The sequence below is a fragment of the Arenivirga flava genome, assembly GCF_030161575.1.
GTDB classification, from domain to species: Bacteria; Actinomycetota; Actinomycetes; order Actinomycetales; family Microbacteriaceae; genus Arenivirga; species Arenivirga flava.
The window spans coordinates 2,822,784-2,839,803 of sequence record NZ_BSUL01000001.1 but is presented as its reverse complement, the minus strand read 5'-3'; the positions used below and the strand labels follow the sequence as shown (position 1 = coordinate 2,839,803).

22 protein-coding genes are annotated in these 17,020 nt (G+C 68.7%); 9 read left to right on the top strand and 13 right to left on the bottom strand.

All coding sequences use genetic code 11. The annotated features are described in order from the left end of the window. Positions 1-157: 157 nt before the first annotated feature. A complete protein-coding gene (locus QQK26_RS13945; RefSeq protein WP_284233823.1) occupies positions 158-556 on the bottom strand; it encodes a hypothetical protein in 399 nt (132 codons plus the stop codon). Positions 557-578: 22 nt separating this feature from the next. Continuing rightward, complete coding sequence (locus tag QQK26_RS13940) at positions 579-851, bottom strand: hypothetical protein (protein ID WP_284233821.1); 273 nt, start codon at positions 849-851, stop codon at positions 579-581. 195 nt (positions 852-1,046) lie between these two features. Here QQK26_RS13940 and QQK26_RS13935 point away from each other — a divergent pair, with 195 nt between their 5' ends. Further along, positions 1,047-2,306: a hypothetical protein gene (locus QQK26_RS13935; protein WP_284233819.1), complete on the top strand. Its 1,260-nt coding sequence runs from the start codon at positions 1,047-1,049 to the stop codon at positions 2,304-2,306. 231 nt (positions 2,307-2,537) lie between these two features. Next, positions 2,538-4,322, top strand: coding sequence for a DUF262 domain-containing protein (locus tag QQK26_RS13930; protein ID WP_284233817.1), 1,785 nt, complete (start codon positions 2,538-2,540; stop codon positions 4,320-4,322). A gap of 18 nt (positions 4,323-4,340) precedes the next feature. Here the strand turns inward: QQK26_RS13930 and QQK26_RS13925 are convergent, their stop codons facing one another. The 7 genes from QQK26_RS13925 to QQK26_RS13895 all read right to left on the bottom strand — a co-directional run bounded on the left by QQK26_RS13925 (position 4,341) and on the right by QQK26_RS13895 (position 8,005). Further along, positions 4,341-4,961 (bottom strand): hypothetical protein, encoded by a 621-nt coding sequence (locus QQK26_RS13925; protein ID WP_284233815.1) that lies wholly within the window; start codon positions 4,959-4,961, stop codon positions 4,341-4,343. A 133-nt stretch (positions 4,962-5,094) separates the two neighbouring features. After that, on the bottom strand, positions 5,095-5,670 hold the full coding sequence (locus QQK26_RS13920) for an ATPase (protein WP_284233813.1): 576 nt from the start codon (positions 5,668-5,670) through the stop codon (positions 5,095-5,097). Then, entirely contained in the window at positions 5,670-6,029 is a 360-nt protein-coding gene (locus tag QQK26_RS13915; protein ID WP_284233811.1) for a TA system antitoxin ParD family protein, read from the bottom strand. The genes QQK26_RS13920 and QQK26_RS13915 overlap by 1 nt, the downstream gene beginning before the upstream one ends. Before the next feature lie 341 nt (positions 6,030-6,370). Further along, positions 6,371-6,538, bottom strand: coding sequence for a hypothetical protein (locus QQK26_RS13910; RefSeq protein ID WP_284233809.1), 168 nt, complete (start codon positions 6,536-6,538; stop codon positions 6,371-6,373). A 9-nt stretch (positions 6,539-6,547) separates the two neighbouring features. Further along, on the bottom strand, positions 6,548-7,141 hold the full coding sequence (locus tag QQK26_RS13905; protein WP_284233807.1) for a hypothetical protein: 594 nt from the start codon (positions 7,139-7,141) through the stop codon (positions 6,548-6,550). Between the two features lie 109 nt (positions 7,142-7,250). Further along, positions 7,251-7,574 carry a hypothetical protein gene (locus QQK26_RS13900; protein WP_284233805.1) on the bottom strand — a complete coding sequence of 108 codons (324 nt, stop codon included), beginning with the start codon at positions 7,572-7,574 and terminating at the stop codon, positions 7,251-7,253. Positions 7,575-7,612: 38 nt separating this feature from the next. After that, the gene (locus QQK26_RS13895) at positions 7,613-8,005 is read right to left on the bottom strand and encodes a hypothetical protein (RefSeq protein WP_284233803.1); all 393 of its coding nucleotides are present in this window, start codon (positions 8,003-8,005) and stop codon (positions 7,613-7,615) included. Between the two features lie 86 nt (positions 8,006-8,091). On the opposite strand from QQK26_RS13895, the gene QQK26_RS13890 reads away from it, so the two are divergent. From QQK26_RS13890 to QQK26_RS13875, 4 genes are all read left to right on the top strand, one after another. Beyond that, positions 8,092-8,568, top strand: a complete 477-nt coding sequence (locus QQK26_RS13890) for a hypothetical protein (RefSeq protein ID WP_284233801.1) — start codon at positions 8,092-8,094, stop codon at positions 8,566-8,568. Positions 8,569-8,794: 226 nt separating this feature from the next. Then, positions 8,795-9,970, top strand: a complete 1,176-nt coding sequence (locus tag QQK26_RS13885; protein WP_284233799.1) for a Fic family protein — start codon at positions 8,795-8,797, stop codon at positions 9,968-9,970. Positions 9,971-10,113: 143 nt separating this feature from the next. Continuing rightward, on the top strand, positions 10,114-11,211 hold the full coding sequence (locus QQK26_RS13880) for a type I restriction endonuclease (protein WP_284233797.1): 1,098 nt from the start codon (positions 10,114-10,116) through the stop codon (positions 11,209-11,211). After that, positions 11,183-11,803: a hypothetical protein gene (locus QQK26_RS13875; protein WP_284235396.1), complete on the top strand. Its 621-nt coding sequence runs from the start codon at positions 11,183-11,185 to the stop codon at positions 11,801-11,803. The genes QQK26_RS13880 and QQK26_RS13875 overlap by 29 nt, the downstream gene beginning before the upstream one ends. 38 nt (positions 11,804-11,841) lie before the next feature. Here the strand turns inward: QQK26_RS13875 and QQK26_RS13870 are convergent, their stop codons facing one another. Continuing rightward, entirely contained in the window at positions 11,842-12,162 is a 321-nt protein-coding gene (locus QQK26_RS13870; protein WP_284233794.1) for a type II toxin-antitoxin system RelE/ParE family toxin, read from the bottom strand. Next, positions 12,159-12,389 carry a ribbon-helix-helix domain-containing protein gene (locus tag QQK26_RS13865; protein WP_284233792.1) on the bottom strand — a complete coding sequence of 77 codons (231 nt, stop codon included), beginning with the start codon at positions 12,387-12,389 and terminating at the stop codon, positions 12,159-12,161. The genes QQK26_RS13870 and QQK26_RS13865 overlap by 4 nt, the downstream gene beginning before the upstream one ends. 255 nt (positions 12,390-12,644) lie before the next feature. Between QQK26_RS13865 and QQK26_RS13860 the strand changes: the two genes are divergently transcribed. Genes QQK26_RS13860 through QQK26_RS13850 form a run of 3 tightly spaced genes read left to right on the top strand, consistent with a single transcriptional unit; the run spans position 12,645 to position 15,604 of the window. Further along, positions 12,645-13,787 carry a type III polyketide synthase gene (locus QQK26_RS13860; RefSeq protein ID WP_284233790.1) on the top strand — a complete coding sequence of 381 codons (1,143 nt, stop codon included), beginning with the start codon at positions 12,645-12,647 and terminating at the stop codon, positions 13,785-13,787. 7 nt (positions 13,788-13,794) lie between these two features. Further along, positions 13,795-14,490 carry a methyltransferase domain-containing protein gene (locus QQK26_RS13855; RefSeq protein ID WP_284233788.1) on the top strand — a complete coding sequence of 232 codons (696 nt, stop codon included), beginning with the start codon at positions 13,795-13,797 and terminating at the stop codon, positions 14,488-14,490. Next, the gene (locus QQK26_RS13850; RefSeq protein ID WP_284233786.1) at positions 14,483-15,604 is read left to right on the top strand and encodes an FAD-dependent oxidoreductase; all 1,122 of its coding nucleotides are present in this window, start codon (positions 14,483-14,485) and stop codon (positions 15,602-15,604) included. Before QQK26_RS13855 ends, QQK26_RS13850 begins: the two co-directional genes overlap by 8 nt. A 92-nt stretch (positions 15,605-15,696) precedes the next feature. Here the strand turns inward: QQK26_RS13850 and QQK26_RS13845 are convergent, their stop codons facing one another. After that, the gene (locus QQK26_RS13845; RefSeq protein ID WP_284233784.1) at positions 15,697-16,539 is read right to left on the bottom strand and encodes a UbiA family prenyltransferase; all 843 of its coding nucleotides are present in this window, start codon (positions 16,537-16,539) and stop codon (positions 15,697-15,699) included. Between the two features lie 88 nt (positions 16,540-16,627). Beyond that, positions 16,628-16,999, bottom strand: coding sequence for a hypothetical protein (locus QQK26_RS13840; protein ID WP_284233782.1), 372 nt, complete (start codon positions 16,997-16,999; stop codon positions 16,628-16,630). Between the last annotated feature and the right edge of the window lie 21 nt (positions 17,000-17,020).

Sequence of the window (17,020 nt, the reverse complement as noted above, 5' to 3'; positions counted from 1 at the left end):
TTAATGATCCATTGGTCCAAAGCGATTTATGGGTTCAGCCCGAGAACGACCCCGCGTAGCCTTTGACGGAGGTCATCCGTCACCCGGATCGGTCAGAGCCGGTACACGTCGATCGACCAGGTTCCGCGGCGCGGAGTGGGTTGCGGAGGCCCTCCTCCTACTTCATTCCCGACATCGCGATCACGCTCCGCCGGAGTCGATCAATGCCGAGTCCAAATGCGTAGCAAATGCAGCAGTACGGCAGCACGCGGTCGGCCAACGCGAGGAAACGGTCGAGGTGCATCCGCTTCTGGTTCGCGCGGTAGCGGACGTTGAGCTGGCCGTTCTGCGAGAGCTTAGGCTCCTGCAGGTCAGGGCGCCAGAGCAGCTCTTCGGCCTTGGTGTGCCAGCCGAGGTTGGTCTCGTGCAGCGCCTCGTTGTGGGTGAGAAAGATCACCTCGGCGGCGATCTGCGCCGTTGTGGCCGGGGAGAGCGCGGCGTCGATTTGGAGCAGCAGATCCGTCCAGTCCTCGAACCAGGTCGGCGTCAGGATGATCGGCGAGAAGTTGACGTGCACCTCGTGGCCGGCGGCGCTTGCATCAACACGCGAAGTCGTTGATCGCCGCGATGCGCTCGGCGATCGGGGAAGTGCGGATGTCCGTGACCTTCGCCGTCTCGTGCGGCATGAGGGAGAAGCGGATGCGGGTGCGGCCCATCGAGTCCCACTGCAGCAGCTCGCGGTTGACGAATTTGGTGGCGAACGACGCCTTCGCGGTCGGCAGCATGCGGAACAGGTCGCAGGGCTCGCGCACGTTGCCGCTGACCAGCACATCCGCTGAGCATTGCTGTTCTCGCCGATGACGTAGACCCATGCGGACAGTTCGCGCTGAACCGGCTGTCTGGACTGTTGCCCCAGATTTGGGCGGAGCGCGAAGTCTGAAGCCTGGGCTAGTTTGAGCGCAGTCGAGCTGGGGGCTCCTCGACGCACTGGGCGCCTCCGTTTCAGAGTTGCAGGACGACCGCGGTGCAATCCGGCTGGTAGTTGCCTGCCTGGTCGAAGGAAGAGCATGAGCAACGAGATCGAGCTGGTGAGCGACGGCGAGGGCGTCGCAGTCTTCGGTTCGTCGACTGCGGTCGAGCAGTTCTTCGCTCGAAGCGGCCTCGAGTCCCGAGCCATCGACCGGCGAAAGCTCGCGAGCACGCTCAGCGCGGGCGCCGGAACGGCGCAGACTGCCGCAGAAGTGGCTGCCAACGCAGGCAGGTGGGTCAAGCTGACCGAAGAGTCCGCGCAGGTCATGCGTCTCGGCCAGCTCATGAAGGGACCCACCGGCAGCATCGGCCGCGCCATCGTGGTCGATGGCAGCAGCAAGACACAGCACATCCTGCAGATCGTCCAGACGCCCATGGCCATTCTGACCAATCCGGCGGCGCTTGCCGGAGCAGCGGGCATCATGTCGCAGATCGCCATGCAGCAGGCAATGGATGAGATCTCCGAGTACCTCGCCGTGATCGAGGAAAAGGTCGACGACATCCTCCGTGCTCAGAAGGACGCGGTACTCGCCGAGATGATCGGCGTCGGCCTCATGATCGATGAAGCGATGATCGTCCGCGAGCACACGGGGCGCGTCAGCGACATCACCTGGTCGAAGGTCCAGAGCGGCCCGATGATCATCAGCTCTGTGCAGTCCTATGCGCTGCGGCAGCTCGACGCGATCGCCGCGAAGCTGGAGAAGCGCTCGAATGCCTCGGAGCTTGCCGATGTATCGAAAGCGGCGGAGGCGACGGTCGAAGAGTGGCTCGTCGTGCTGGCGCGCTGCTTCCAGCTCTTCAACGGGCTCGGCGTGCTCGAACTCGATCGCGTCTTCGATACGGAGCCCGAGGAGCTGGACCAGCACCGTAACGCGCTCGACGCTGCGCGCGCGCATCGCCGCGCCCTCGTCTCTCAGACGACATTCCGGCTCCTGGAGCGGATCGAGGCGACCGCTGACACGGCCAATGCTCGTGCCCTGTTCAATCCATTCAGTTCGAGTGCAGCTGTCCGTTCGATCGGCGAGGTCGCGACAGATGTGATCGAGTTCCATGATCGGATCGGCATCGACGGCAAGCACGAGGCGATCGAGGCGAAGCGCTGGCTCGTAGCGGTCGGTGAAGCACGGGATAAGGCAGTCGAGACCGGGGCCGACACGGCCGACAACGTTCGCCGGTTCGGGCTCAAGGCTTTTGGAGGGGCGCTCGGCGTCACCGAGAAGGTGTCGACCGGACTGGCCGAACGGGCACGACGGCTGAGGCAGGCGACGGACACGACCCCTGAAGACGAGAAGCGATGAACCTCCCCACTACTCCCCCGCAGCTTGCCGCGCATCTCGGTCACACGGATGGTGGCAAGAAGGTCCGTACAGAGCTGCGCAGGCTCAGCCCCCAAACCGCTCCAGGCAAGGGCGGTCGGTGGGAAGTCGATGCCGACCTCGCCGACTCCGTGCTCCGCCACTTCGGTAGATGTCGCTCCTAACTGATCAACGAATCCGCAGCTCGCCCCCAGACGAAGGAAACCGTCTCACATGTCGTTTCAGACCCCCCGCAGTATCGAGGATGTGCTCACCGCTATCCACAAGCGGGATTACCTCATGCCCGCAATCCAGCGCGAGTTCGTATGGAGTTCGGATCAAATAGTCAAGCTCGTCGACAGCCTGATGCGGGGCTATCCGGTCGGCTCCTTCCTGCTTTGGGAAGTGAAGCCCGAAACCGCTCAGTCGTACACGTTCTACGAATTCTTGACCAACTACCACGAGCGCGACAACCCCTACGCCGCCAAGGCGACCGTACCTTCGGGAAGTGGCACCGTCGCGGTTCTTGACGGACAGCAGCGACTCACCTCGCTGAACATAGCGCTGTACGGCAGTTACGCCGAGAAGCGAAAGTACGCATGGTGGAATAGCGCCGACGCGTTCCCCAGCAAGCGTCTGTACCTCAACCTCGTCGATGCGCCAGACGACGAGGAACTCGGCACCAGGTACGACCTGCGTTTTCTGTCGGAGCGCGAAGCTGCACCCTCCGAGGGCGAGGCAGACAAGTGGTTCCGCGTCGGCGCCGTGCTCGACCTCGCTGATGCAGGGCCCGCAATTATGCAGGAGCTCAGCCGGCGCGAGATTGCGAACACCACTGATGCTTTTCAGCGACTGTACGAACTCTTTCAGGCCATGCGGATCCTGAAGCCTATGAACTACTTCCTGGTCACCGACCAGGATGCTGACAAGGTTCTCGAGATCTTTGTCCGTGTGAACAGCGGCGGAACCACGCTCTCTTACTCGGATCCACTGCTCTCCATGGCGACGAATCAATGGCGCGATCTCGACGCGCGCGAGGAAGTTCGCTCACTCGTCTCGGAGATCAACAGCAACGCCGGACGGCAGTTCTCGTTCTCGAAGGACGTCGTTCTCAAGACCGCGCTCACGATCGCCGACGTGGACGTTCGTTTCACCGTGAGCAACTTCACCCAGGAGAACATGGAGAAGGTCGAATCTGCCTGGCACGAGATCAAGGGCGCCCTACTTCGCGCCGCGACGCTCCTGCAGCAGTTCGGATACAACGAACGCAACCTCACGGCGAACAGTGTGATCGTGCCCGTCGCCTACTATCTACACCGTCGAGGCGCCACTGATTCCTATCTCGACTCCTCGGTCGACGCTGCCGATCGCCTGGCCTTACAGCGATGGGTTACGCGATCGCTGGTGAAGCGTGGCATCTGGGGGTCCGGTCTTGACACCCTCCTCCTCCGCATCCGCGACGTGATCAGCGAGGAGGCTAAGGGAGGCTTCCCGCTCAACTCGGTCGAAAGCGCCATGGCGGCGGCAGGGAAGAGCCTCGTGTTCGACGAGGCTGAGATCGATGAACTGCTCAATCTCAAATACGCCGGCCAACGAACATTCTCTGTGCTCTCGGTGCTGTACCCGGGCCTCGATCTCGGCAAGAAGTTCCATGAGGATCACATTTTCCCGAAATCGAGATTCACAAAGAAGAAGCTGTTGAGTGCGGGGGTAGATCTAGAGAAAATCGATGACTTCATCGGAGCAATCAACTTGCTTCCAAACCTCCAGCTGCTCGCCGGCACCGCGAACATCGAAAAGCAGGATGCTCTGCCCGCCGAGTGGATCAACGGCGCGTTCGCGAACCTTGAGAAACGAGCGACCTACTTGAGCGAGAACGACCTCGACGGCCTACCGCTCGGCTTGTCCGATTTCGCGCTCTTCTTCGAGCAGCGGAAGCAACGGATCCGGGGGCGACTCCTGGTGGCGCTCGGGCAGGCCGAAACTTTGGAGGGTGTCAGCACCGCCGCTCAGGGGTGAGCCCACCGAGCACGAGCGTCAGCCCGCGAACTCGAACTCGAGCGTGATCTCCGGATCGATGCCCGAGACGATGCGGGTGTAGAACTGCTCGGCCTGCTGCTCGAGCAGCGGGCGGAATCCGTCGATGTGCCGCTGCGCGGCATCATCGGACAGCGCGTACTCGGCCGCCTCGAGGGTGTCGATCTCCTCGGTCGTCCAGCTGAGCACGCCGTTGCGCTCCGACGCCACCGTGAACTCCGGGTTGTCGTAGCCGAGGTACTGGAACTCGGGGATGCGGATCAGGTACGCGTTCTCGCCGCGCTGCTCGATCTGCACCTCGCCGCCCTCGATGCCGAACTTGCCGTCGAAGTCGACCCGCAGATCCGTCGCACGCTCCGAACCCGGCAGATCGAACAGGTCGAAGATGCTGAACGCCTCGCGCTCGAGCGGGATGTCATCCGCCAGCCCAGCCGTCAGCAGGATCACCTGCTCCTCGACCTCGACCGAGCGGACCACCTGCACGGTGCGCTCCTCGTCGGCGCCGAAGAACTTGCCGGCGAAGAAGGCGACGGCGCCGATGACCGTGATGAGGATGAGCGCGACGAGCGCCTTCGCCCAGAACGGGGTCTTGGTGCGGACTCGCGGGGCTGCGCTGGTCATCGTGCTCTCTTCATCCGGTGGGTTGCGACGTCGACGGAGCGGTCTGCGATCTCGTGGCGCCCCTCCGCTGATCCTGCCGGATGCAGGGACGCTACGCGCGACGGCTGACCGGCACGCGCTGGCCCTCGTCCGTTCAGCGCCCCGCCGCCACCAGTTCGGGCGGGGCCCAGGTCGGCCAGCTCGGTGCCGAGGCCAGCCTGCCGCGCTCGAAGGACGCGCAGAGCCGGAAGGGGGCACGCGCGCTGCTGTTGTCGAGCACCTCGGTCACGTCGGCGATGCGGATCGCCTCGGCGAGATGGCCCCAGAGACGCTCGTAGCGATCGCGGATCTTCTGCTCGGGCACCTCGTGACCGCCGCGCCGCACCCGTTCACGCACCCGCTGCACGGTGAGTTCGACGGGCACGATGACGATGTGCAGATGCACGAGGTAATCGGCACTCGACGCGTCGGCGACGAGCTGAACCTTGCTCGGATGCGAGAACACCGTCTCCGAGATGAACGAGGCGCCATCGGCCATGTGCTGCCTACGAAGCTGCTCGGCGAGCTGCGCCGCCTCGTAGGCGTGCTGAGCGGCCGAGTCGGGCCAGTGCGCCGCAGCGATCTCATCGGTGTTGATGAAGGGCAACCGGGTCATGGGTGCCAGCACGTCGGCCACGTAGCTGGACTTGCCGGAACCGTTCGGTCCTGCGAGCAGGTGCAGCAGCGGCATCAGTCGTGGGCTGGATGCACGACGACCGCGCCGTGCTCGTCGAGCTCCGAGTACGACTCGCCGTCCGCGGCGAACCGCGCCGCGTAGTCGAGCGCGCCACGCGCGGCCGTCGCTCGCTCGGCCCACTCCTGGCGCACGATCGCCTGCTCCGGCTCGCTCAAGGCGTCATACACGCGACTGCCTTCGAGCACCTCGCTGATGGAACGATGACTGACCTGCGGAGACCTCTCGAGTTCTCGCCCGATGCGCGCCCAGTGCGCGATCTGCTGCGGCACCGTCCGGGAGTTGACCTGGGCCGCGACGAGCGCCCAGTCGTACACATCGGCGGGAAGCCGGGTGGGTTGGCTGCTCCGAGTCATGTCCTGAATGTAGCACCGTGCTACACATTGCTAGCGCTGATCGATGAGGCTGACCTGACAGCTTCATCACTCAAGCGCCCCGGCCCCATGAGTGTCAGCGCGCTCAACGCCGCGCGGCAGGAAACTGGCTTACGGGCAGCGGCGGGGTTCGCCAGGCGACGCCGGCTCAGCCTCCAGCATCGCTCTGGGAGCCTTCGTGCTGAACGCGGGCGGCGGCGTCGGCGTCATCGAGCTGCTGATCGCCGGGTACAAGGCCACGTTCTGAGCGGATGAGCGTCGAGGCGGTCACGCAGCGCGCGTTCGACCGGTTCGAGCAGGACGCTCGCTGAGTCGTTCATCGCTCACCACGAGTGCAGTCGCAGCGCGGGTGCGTCGCCGGGGTCGCCGAGGTCGAGCAGCTGGCCGCGCTCGTCCGCGACCTGCAGCAGCGTGGAGCCGTCGCGCCGGACCACCGTGTACTCCTGGAACGAGCGCACCGAGAGGTCCGGGGCCAGCATCTCGCGGCGCACGCGCTCCGCTCATTCGACGGTCAGCCCGTCGGCGCCGATCACGAAGCCCTCCGGCTGCCAGAGGATGAGGCTCTCGTCGCCGTCGAGCTCGATGCGCACCGAACCGTCCATCCTCGCGCCGGCGGAGAGGATGGCGTGCGAATCGTCGAAGGGGCGACCGCGGAAAGCTCCCCACACGGCGATCGATCCGGCCAGCGAGCGGCGCGGATGCAGTTCGATGCGCCCCGCCAGGTCGTCGTGGCCGCCGCGGCTGCGAAGCGGGCTCGAGTCGGGAGCCCGTCCGTGCAGTCTCACGAAATGGTCGACAATCTCCCGCTCGAGCACCTGCTCGCCGAGCACCATGCGCTCGAGGTAGGGGCGCAGCCACTCGGCGCCCGCCTTGCGGAAGTGCTCTACCCAGTGCGGGGCCAGCGCCTCGATGACGCTGAACACGCCACCGTGGGCGCCGTGCGCATCGCCCTCGCCGATCGCGACCCTCACGCCCAGATCGTCGAAGTACAGATCGACCTCGTAGGGGTAGACGTAGGGGTCGCCTGTTCTCCGGAACAGCCGCGTCGACGCGAGGCGCAACGCGCGCCCAGTCATGCCCTGGTCGTCCCTCACCGCGCCAGTCTGGCGGATGCACGTCCCCTGCGGCACCTCATCCGCTTGTCCGGTGTTCCGCGGAGCTTCGACATCGGGGCGGAGCGCCGACGTCTGCGCGTCGCTGGGCTCAGCCGAGCGGCGGCGTGCGGCCGTGGATCTGCTCGAACTGCTCGACGAGCTCCTCCGCGGTCACGCGCTCGCCGCGAGCCATCCGCTCGATGTGAGGAATCAGCCACTCACCCTGGGCCTTGGCGAAGTGGGCGCGCCTGCCCAGAGCTTCCTGCGGCGAGAACATGCCGCCGGCGGCACCATGACCCACGCCTTCGCCGATGCCGATCACAGGGCCGGACTCGCGCAGCGACACCGTGATCTCGTACGGCCACACGAAGTCGTCGCCGTCACGCCGGAAGAGCCGGTTCGAAGCCAGCAGCCGGGTCCACGGAGTCGTCATGACGCCATACTCCCGCATGCTCGCCCGCTCAGCGCTCCTCACCGCCCGCAGTACGCCGCCGAAGCGCCCATGGCGAAGAGCTGACCGGACCAGAACCACTGCGCCAGCAGCATGCCCGGCAACGAGGCGATCGCCACGGCGCACATGGCGGCGAGCACTGCTCGAGTTCTCGACGTCCACGAGCCGAGCGCGATCGGCACGAGGATGAGGAGTCCGATCGCGTGGGCGAGCAGCAGGGGCGGCAGGCCGAGCAGGGCGCCCCATCCCTCCATCGAGGTCTGCGCCGACAGCGCTCTGCAATGCTCGGTCATCTCCTCCATGAACGACAGGCCGAACCACATCCAGGCGAGGAGCATCGGGACGACGCCCGCGGCGGTCCAGATCCAGAACGCGGGGCGCGTCCATCCACTCGTCCGCTCGGTCGTGGTCATGGTTCGACCGTATGCAGAGGCGACGGTGCCGGCGTCGGCCGAGCGATGCATCCGCTCGGACACGCCGCTGCCGCTACCCTCGACCGGTGACCCCGCACCACGAAAGCTTCCGTCCGCCCGCGATCTGGAGGCTCTGCGGCGTCGCGCTGCTCGCCGTGGTGCTCGCGGCCGCGGCCTGGTTCGCGTTCGGGCTCGCGGGCGAGGTGCGGACCGTCGTGCTCCTGGTCTGCGCGGTGCCCGGCCTGCTGCTGCTCGCGGTGGCGCTGCTGCCGCTGCTGTCGCGCATCCGCTCGTCCTACTCCCCCGACGGCATCGTGCTGCGGTACCTGCCGTTCGTAACCGTGCGGCTGGCGCGCGACGAGGTCGCGCGCATCGAGCGCGTCGACGCCGACCTCGCCACCTACGGCGGCTTCGGGCTGCGGCGGCTGAGCGGCGGCGGCTTCGCGATGCTCTTCGACGCCGGCCCCGTGCTGCGCATCACCGCGACGGATGGCAAGGGCTACGTCGTGCGCAGCGCCGCACCCGAGCAGGCGGTCGCGGCGATCGGGGTGCCTGCGGCTTGACTGCCAGTCTGCGATCGACCGGCGCTGGACCACCGCCCGGCAGAGCCGCCGCAGGGCGAGCACCGTCCGGACGAGTTGAAGCGATGCGAGCGTGTGCATGGCCCCGCCCAGCATCTGCTCCGGCAGGGACCAGTCGAGCGCCCGTTGTTCATCAGAAGCGCTGCCGCAAGAATTATGAGTGAATAGCCTTATTCATAATCTGGGCGGAGGGCGTTATGACTTCGACGTGGCCCGCCATCGAGCTCCGGCGGCGTCGATGGGTGCCGGCGGCGAGCGCTCGTTGGGGGTCGGCGCAGAGAGCTCGGCCACCGGGGGCAGCTACGACGAAGCCGTCGTTTCGCACATCGCCGGCCTCTCCCCCGAACCTGACGCCACCACCCTCGAGGCTGCGGATGAAGCCGAGCGCGAGCTCACCCGCTTCGATGCGGAGCTGGGCGGCAGGGTTGCGGCGTTCGCGCCCGTGCTGCTGCGCAGCGAGGCGGCATCGTCGTCGCAGATCGAGAACCTCACCGCGTCGGCGCGCGCGATCTTCAGCGCCGAGCTGGGCGGCGGCACCAGCCGCAACGCCGACGAGATCGCGGCGAACACGCGCGCGATGCAGGCCGCCATCGACCTGGCCGACGATCCCTCCGCACGCTCGATCCAGCGGATGCACGCGGTGCTCATGGAGCGTCAACCACGTCACACCCCGGGGCGGTGGCGGGACGAACCGGTGTGGATCGGGACGAGGTCCGATTCACCCGTCGGAGCGAGCTACGTGGCGCCGGCTCACGAGCACATCGACGACCTGATCGCTGATCTGGTGCGCTTCGCGGGCGCTCCGTCCATCCCTCCACTGGTCTCGGTGGCGGTCGCGCACGCCCAGTTCGAGACGATCCATCCGTTCAGCGACGGCAACGGCCGCACGGGCAGGGCCCTCGCGCAGTCGATGCTCCGGCGCCGAGGGGTGACCCGCAACGTGGCGATCCCGGTATCGGCTGGGTTGCTCGCCGACGTCGAGGGGTACCACCGCGCGCTGGACGCCTATCGCGAGGGTGACATCGCCCCGATCATCCGCGCCTTCGCCGCTGCGTCACTGCGAGCGGTGCGCAACGCGCGGCAGCTCGTGGAGGAGATCGACGCCATCCGCTCCAGCTGGGACGACCGGCTCACCGTCCGTCGGTCGTCGAACGCGTGGAAGCTGCTCGACGTGCTGGCGCGTCGCCCGGTGCTGAACAGCGCCGCGGCTGCCGCGGAGATCGGTGTGCGGCAGCCGAATGTCTATCCGCCACTCAAGGCGCTCGTGGAGGCCGGCATCGCGAAGTCGAAGAACGAGCACGGGCTCGGACCGTTCTGGCGCAGCGACGAGGTGCTCGCCGCGATCGACGCGTTCGCGGAGCGGGCCGGGCGGCGGTCGGTGTAGGAGCCTCGAGGGGCCTCACCGCGCCCTGCGGACAAAGACCGAGGGTCAGCTGCACCCAGAACGAGGCACTTGGGTGCTCCCACTCTTCTCCGGAACGCGAATCCGACATATCGTCACCGCGATCCACGCAGGAGGGGTACCCGATGGAATTCGCAGAGCGCCTGGCCGCGCTCGCGCTCAAGGTTGAGAACCAGCGCGAGGCCATTCAGACCGAGGAAGCGACGAAGAACGCATTCGTGATGCCGTTCATCTCGACGATCCTCGGCTACGACGTCTTCAATCCGCTCGAGGTCGTGCCGGAGTTCACGGCCGACGTCGGTGTCAAGAAGGGCGAGAAGATCGACTACGCGATCCTGCGGGATGGCGAGGTGCAGATCCTCATCGAGTGCAAGAAGTCGACCGAGCCGCTGCGCATCGAGCACGCATCGCAGCTGTTCCGCTACTTCGCCGTCACCAACGCCCGCATCGCGGTGCTCACCAACGGCGAGGTCTACCACTTCTACACCGATCTCGACGCGCCGAACCGCATGGACGAGAAGCCGTTCCTCGTGCTCGACCTCGGCGACATCGACGAGACACTGCTGCCCGAGCTGCTCAAGCTCTCGAAGGACGTCTTCGACCTCGACTCGATCGTCAATGCGGCCGAAGAGCTCAAGTACGTCGGCGCGCTCAAGCGCGCGATCGCGGCGCAGTTCCGCGAGCCCAGCGACGACTGGATCAAGTTCTTCGCGACCCGCGTCTACGAGGGCTCGTACACGCAGAAGGTGCGTGAGCAGTTCACCTCGCTCGTGGCGAAGGCGTCGAAGCAGTTCCTCACCGAGCAGGTGAACGACCGGCTCAAGACCGCGCTCGGCACGAGCGCCATCCCGGTCACGCCCACCGCCGCAGCAGAGGAGGCCGTCACCAGCCAGCCAGCCGCGCAGGCCGACCTCGATCGCGACACGGAGATCGAGACCACGCTCGAGGAACTCGAGGGCTACCAGATCGTCAAGGCCATCGCCTGCAGCGAGGTCAAGCCGCAGCGCGTCGTGCACCGGGACTCGAAGTCGTACTTCGCCGTGCTGCTCGACGACAACAACCGCAAGCCGATCGCACGCCTGCACTTCAACGGCAAGAAGCAGAAGTACCTCGGCGTCTTCGACGCGGAGAAGGTCGAGACCAGGCACCCGATCGACTCGCTCGATGAGATCTACGCGCACGCGGATGCGATCCGTGGGGCGATCGCCGGATATCTCGCCTGATCCGATGCGTGTTCGGTTTCGGGTAGTGGCCTGTACCGCTCTGCTGAGCGGGCTGCTGACGATGACAGGATGCAGCGGCGACGATGCATCGGACGGACCACAGTCCACCCCATCCACGACCGCTCGGGAGCCCGTGCAATCGACGTTGCCGAGTTTCGAGTCGACCTGCTCCGACGAGATCGGCGACAGCGTTCTTCAGGATGCCGATCTGAAGACGGTCTCGATGAGGAACGATGGAACGCTCTTGCACGTCGTCTTCGAACTCGCGAGTCCATTGAGCGAGAGCGACCTGCCGTCGAGCACATTCCAGATCATCTCCTACGGCCTGGACGGCTACGGCGGCTACATCTTGGGCGCCAAGTTCATGAACGGAACATCGGCGATCTACGCATTTGATAACGAGTCCGCGTCTCAGGAAAATCTCGACAACGGCTACGTTTTCGCCGACGGGACGGTCAGCATGAGGTTCCCGATCGCCGACCTGCAGAACTACCAGGACGGCATCAGCTGGTATGCGGCGCTCAGCGTCGACGGTGAGGACAGCGATTTGTGCGGAGAGCCCACGGGCACGTCAAACGACATCGTGTTCTGACCCGCGCAGCCCTCCTGCCGGAGGGCCGACTGCGACTCTCAGCTTCTTGCACGCAACTCGGCCGGGATGTCGCGGCTCGTGTGCAGCACGCGGATGATGCGCACCGCATCCGCTTCGTCCGCAGTCACCAGCAGGTAGGGGTAGCGCTGCAGCGGCAGCGTTCGGAACTCGGGCAGCCCGACCTCGGCGGTCAGCCGGGTCGAGCCGATCGACGGGTGGTCGGCGAGCAGCGCGTGCGCGTCGGCGAGGGCATCGATGAAGCCCAGCGCCGCGAGATCAGCTCCTTCGCTGGCGTAGTGATTGATAGCGCGCTCGACGTCCTCTCTCGCTCGCGCGGTGGGGACGACCCGCCGGCTCATCCCTCGGACGAGCCGCGGACGCGCTGACGGAGTCGGTCGAAGTAGGCGCTATCGAATGGCTCCCCCTCGCCTGAAGCCAGCCCGTCGGTGATCAGCGCGCGCAGTTGCGAGCGCGCCTGCTCCGTGCGGATGAGCTCGCGCACGAACTCGCTGCTGGTGCCGTAGCCGCGCTGGCCGACCTGCTCCTCGACGAAGTCCTTGAGGGAATCGGGCAGCGACACGTTCATCGTCGCCATGCGGTGATCGTACGCTGCTTGGCAAAGATTGTCATGGCATCCATAGTCCTCTTGGACCACCCCTCAGCGGTGCGAGTTCTGGTGCGCAGTGATCTGCTCAGCTCACCACGACTCGCACCGCAGCGGCAGAGACGTCGGGTGAGTCGAGCCTGGGAGGTGAGAACCGAGCACGCTCGCCGGACACCCCACCTGGACGCCAGGCCCCCGCTCACTGCGAACCCCCGGCCCGCGCAACTACGGTGAAGCATGACCTCGAGCATCCTGGGGATCGGCACGGCCGTACCCGCCACCCGACTGCGCCAGGACGACGTTCGCGATCTGCTCGCCGCCCAGCCCGGCATCGATCGGCGCGCGCAGCGGCTGCTCGGCGCCGCCTTCGATGCGGCCTCGATCGACACCCGCTACAGCGTGCTCGGGGAGCTCGGCGGCGGCGCGTCCTCCGGGCTCGGGCTCGACGACGGCGGGCCGGGGCTGCGGGTGCCATCGACCGGCGAGCGCAACGACGAGTACCGCCGCGTGGCTCCGGCGCTGTTCGAGGCCGCCGCGCGGGATGCGCTGAGACGATCGAGCACCGCGCCCGACGAGGTCACCCACCTCATCACCGTCTCGTGCACCGGCATGTTCGCGCCGGGCCCCGACTACCGGCTCGTGCGCGACCTCGGCCTCTCGCCCGCGACCGAGCGCTACCACCTGGGCTTCGTCGGATGCGCGGCCGCGATCCCGGGGCTGCGCGCCGCGCACCGCATCGCCACCGCGCAGCCCGAGGCCGTCGTGCTCGTCGTGTGCGCGGAGCTGTGCTCGCTGCACATCCGCAGCTCCGATGACCCCGAGCAGATCGTCGCCGCCTCGATCTTCGCCGACGGGGCCGCGGCGGCGGTCGTCAGTGCCGACCCCGCTCGGCAGCACGGCGCGCGGCTCGACCTCGAGGGCTTCGGCACGCGGCTGGCCGACGAGGGCGAGCACGACATGGTGTGGGTCATCGGCGACGAGGGCTTCGAGATGACCCTCACCGCGGAGGTGCCGCGCATCGTCGGTCGCACCATCGAGGCCGTCGCCGTCGACCTGTTCGGCGGGGTGGCGGCCGTGGACGCCTGGGCCGTGCATCCGGGCGGACGCAGCGTGCTCGACCGCGTCGAGCACGGCCTCGGCCTCGACCCCGACGCGCTCGCCGACTCGCGGGCCGTGCTGCGCGAGTTCGGCAACATGTCGAGCGCCACGATCCTGTTCGTGCTGCAGCGGATGCTCGAGGCCGAGCACCCGGACGGCGAACGCCTCGCCGTGCTCGCCTTCGGCCCCGGCCTGACGGTCGAGGCGGCGCGGATGACGGTGCGCACCGCCGCGGGCGCCGTCGCGCCGTCGCGCGAGCTCGCCGGCTCCGCGCTGCGATGACGCTGCGATGACGCTGCGGGAGCGCGCGGTCGGCCTGACCGAGATCATGGACGACCCGGCCTGCGACCCGGTGCGCCTCGCGGCGACCTACCGGCGCTTCGGCGCGGTCAACCGCCTCGTCTCAGGGTGGGGCACCGTCTACCGCGCGCGGCTCGCACCGCTGCTGCGCGGCCTCGGCCGGCCGGCGCGGGTGCTCGACCTCGGCAGCGGCGGCGGCGACCTGCTCGTGCGGCTCGACCGGCTCGCCACGCGGGACGGGCTCGACGTGCAGTGGACCGGCGCCGACCCCGACCCGCGCGCGCACGAGGCGGCGCTGCGGCGGCCGGCGTCCCCGCGCATCCGCTTCGTGCAATCCGACTCGACCGCGCTGCTCGCGGCCGGCGAGCGCTTCGACGCCGTCGTCTCCAACCACGTGCTGCACCACCTCTCCCCCGAGGCGCTCGCCGGCTTCGCCCGCGACTCCCTCGACCTCGCGACCGGCTCCGTGCTGCACGCCGACATCGAGCGCGGCCGGCTCGCCTACGGGCTCTACGCCGCCGGGGTGCTGCCGCTCGCGCCGGGCACGTTCCTGCACACGGACGGGCTGCGCTCCATCCGCCGCAGCTACCGCGTCGACGAGCTCGCGGCGGCGCTCGGCGACGCGTGGCGCGTGGATCGACCTGCGCCGTTCCGCGTGCTCGCGACGGGAGCGGGACGTGCATGACGTCATCGTGATCGGCGGCGGGCCGGTCGGGATGCTCGCGGCCGGCCGCCTGCACCGCGCCGGCCTCGACGTGGTCGTGCTGGAGCGGCGGGCCGAGGCCGCGCCGGGGTCGCGGGCCATCGGCATCCACGCCCCGGTGCTCGCGGCGCTGGAGTCCTCCGGCCTGACCGAGCGGCTGCTCGACGGGGCGCTGCGAGTGGACCGCGGTGAGGCGCGCTCGGGCGGGCGGCTGCTCGGTACCGTGCGCTTCGACCGGCTGCCGACCCGGTTCCCGTTCGTCGCGACGCTGCCGCAGTCGGCCACCGAGGCGGCGCTCGCGGCCGACGCCCCGGAGGTGCGCCGCAGCGTCGCCGTGACCTCGGTGCGGAACGACGGCGACCGGGTGCGCGTCGAGACCGACGGCGAGGCCCTGCTCGCCCGCGTGGCGATCGTCGCCGCCGGCACCCGGGCGCGCGACCTCGTCTACCGTCCGGGCGCGCTGCGCGTGCGCCGCTACCCCGACCAGTACCTCATGGCCGACCTCGCCGCGCCGGGCGGGCCGGTGGCCGTCGTGCACCTCGACGGCGGCGGCGTGCTCGAGTCGTTCCCGCTGCCCGACGGTCGGCGCCGCTTCGTCGCCTGGGACGCCTCGCCCACCGACGACGCCCCCGACGCACGCACCGAGCGGATGCGGGTCGCGCTCGACCAGCGCGGCGAGCGGACCGCGGCGGCCGGCCTCGAGCTCGCCACCGCGTTCCGGGTGCGCAGGGTCGTCGCGCCCTCGCTGGTGCGCGGCGGCGTCATCGTCATCGGCGACACCGCGCACGAGGTGAGCCCGATCGGCGGGCAGGGCATGAACCTGGGGCTGCTCGACGCGGCCACCCTCGCGCCGGTCGTCGCCGCCTGGCTGCGCAGCGGACGGCGACCGGATGCGGAGCTGGCGCGCTGGGAGCGGGACCGGATCACCTCCGCCCGCACGGCCGCACGGCTCGCGACGATGAACACGGCGCTGGGGCGTCCGCTCGGGCAGACGGCGGATGCGTGGCGGCGCGCGGTGCTCGGCGGCGTGCTGCGGTCGCCGGCGGGCGGGGTGCTCGCGAAGGCGTACGCGATGGGGTTCGATCGGGCGGCTTGACGGCCGGGTGCTCGCATCCGCTCGGTCGGGGGGCAGCCGGCCAGCGCATCCGCTCGCTCGCTCGGCGGCCACCGCATCCGCTCGCTCCGTGCTCAACCCGTGAGCGCCGACCCCGTCGCGACGAGCTGCGCCGCGAGCAGCAGCGCGGCGAGCATGACCAGCCGGAACACCGTGCGGTCGGGGGTGCGGACGATGCAGCGGACGCCCGTGGCGACGGCCACGAGCACGACCGCGCCGGCGAACGCCCAGCCGTGCCACGGCACCGCGGCGAGGTCGCCGTCGACCGGTCCGAGCAGCACGACCGCGGCACCGACCAGGATGCCGACGACCGCGAGCACCGCCGACGCGCGCACCCCGATGCGGTGGCCGAAGCCCCGCACGCCGGTGGCGCGGTCGTCGTCGAGGTCGGGCAGCACGTTGGTGAGGTGCACGGCGGCGCCGAGCGCGGCGCCCGCGATGCCCGCCCACAGCGGTGCGAGCGCAGGCTCCGGCGCCGAGAGCGTCGCGAGCGAGGGGAAGAGGCCGAAGCTGACGAGGAACGGCACGAGCGAGAGGACGGTCGACTTCAGCCACGCGTTGTACGCCCAGCCGCCGGCGATCACGAGCGCCTGGGCGGCCAGCATGCCCGGGCCGAGCGGCGCCGAGAGCAGCAGCGCCGCGACGACCGCGCCCGCGGCGACGCCGAACGCGAGCCGGCGCGAGAGCACACCCATCGCGATCGGCTTGTCCTGGCGGCCGACCGCGCGGTCGCGGGCCGCGTCGATCGCGTCGTTCGAGAGGCCGATCGAGAGCTGGTTGGCGAAGACGGATGCGACGAGCAGCACGAGGCGCCAGAGGTCCAGCCCCGAGGCGATGCCGATGGCGAGCGACAGCACCGTGACGACGAGGGCCGGGCCCGGATGGGTGCTGCCCCACAGCGCGCGGATGGTGGTCATGCTGCACTCCCGTCCGCGGCTCGCCAGCAGGACGGAGGAGCCGGCCGCCAGCCTAGCCGTGGGGGGCTCGGAGTTCATCGCACGGCGCTCAGAGGCCGCAGAACCCGCCGGCCGGACCGGTCGCGAACAGCTCGCCGCGCCAGAACCACTGCGCGGCGAGGATGCCGACGAGCGACGGCACCACGACGCCCGCCACCGTCGCCCACACCGCGGCGGCGCGCGTGCGGGTGGCCGGCAGCGCGAGCAGCATCAGCACGAGCAGCGCCCCGAGGTGCCCGAGCACGAGCGGCAGGTCGGTGACCACGGCCGCGCCGACCTCGAGCAGCGAGCAGCGGCCATCGGGGCGGCCGGAGAACGACAGGCCGAACTGGAACCAGGCGAGCGTCAGCGCGGGCACCGCGGCGACCGCCACCAGCCAGAAGCCGACGGCGGCCCACCTGCTGGCCGGTCGACTGCTCATGACTCGAGCGTAGGGACAGCC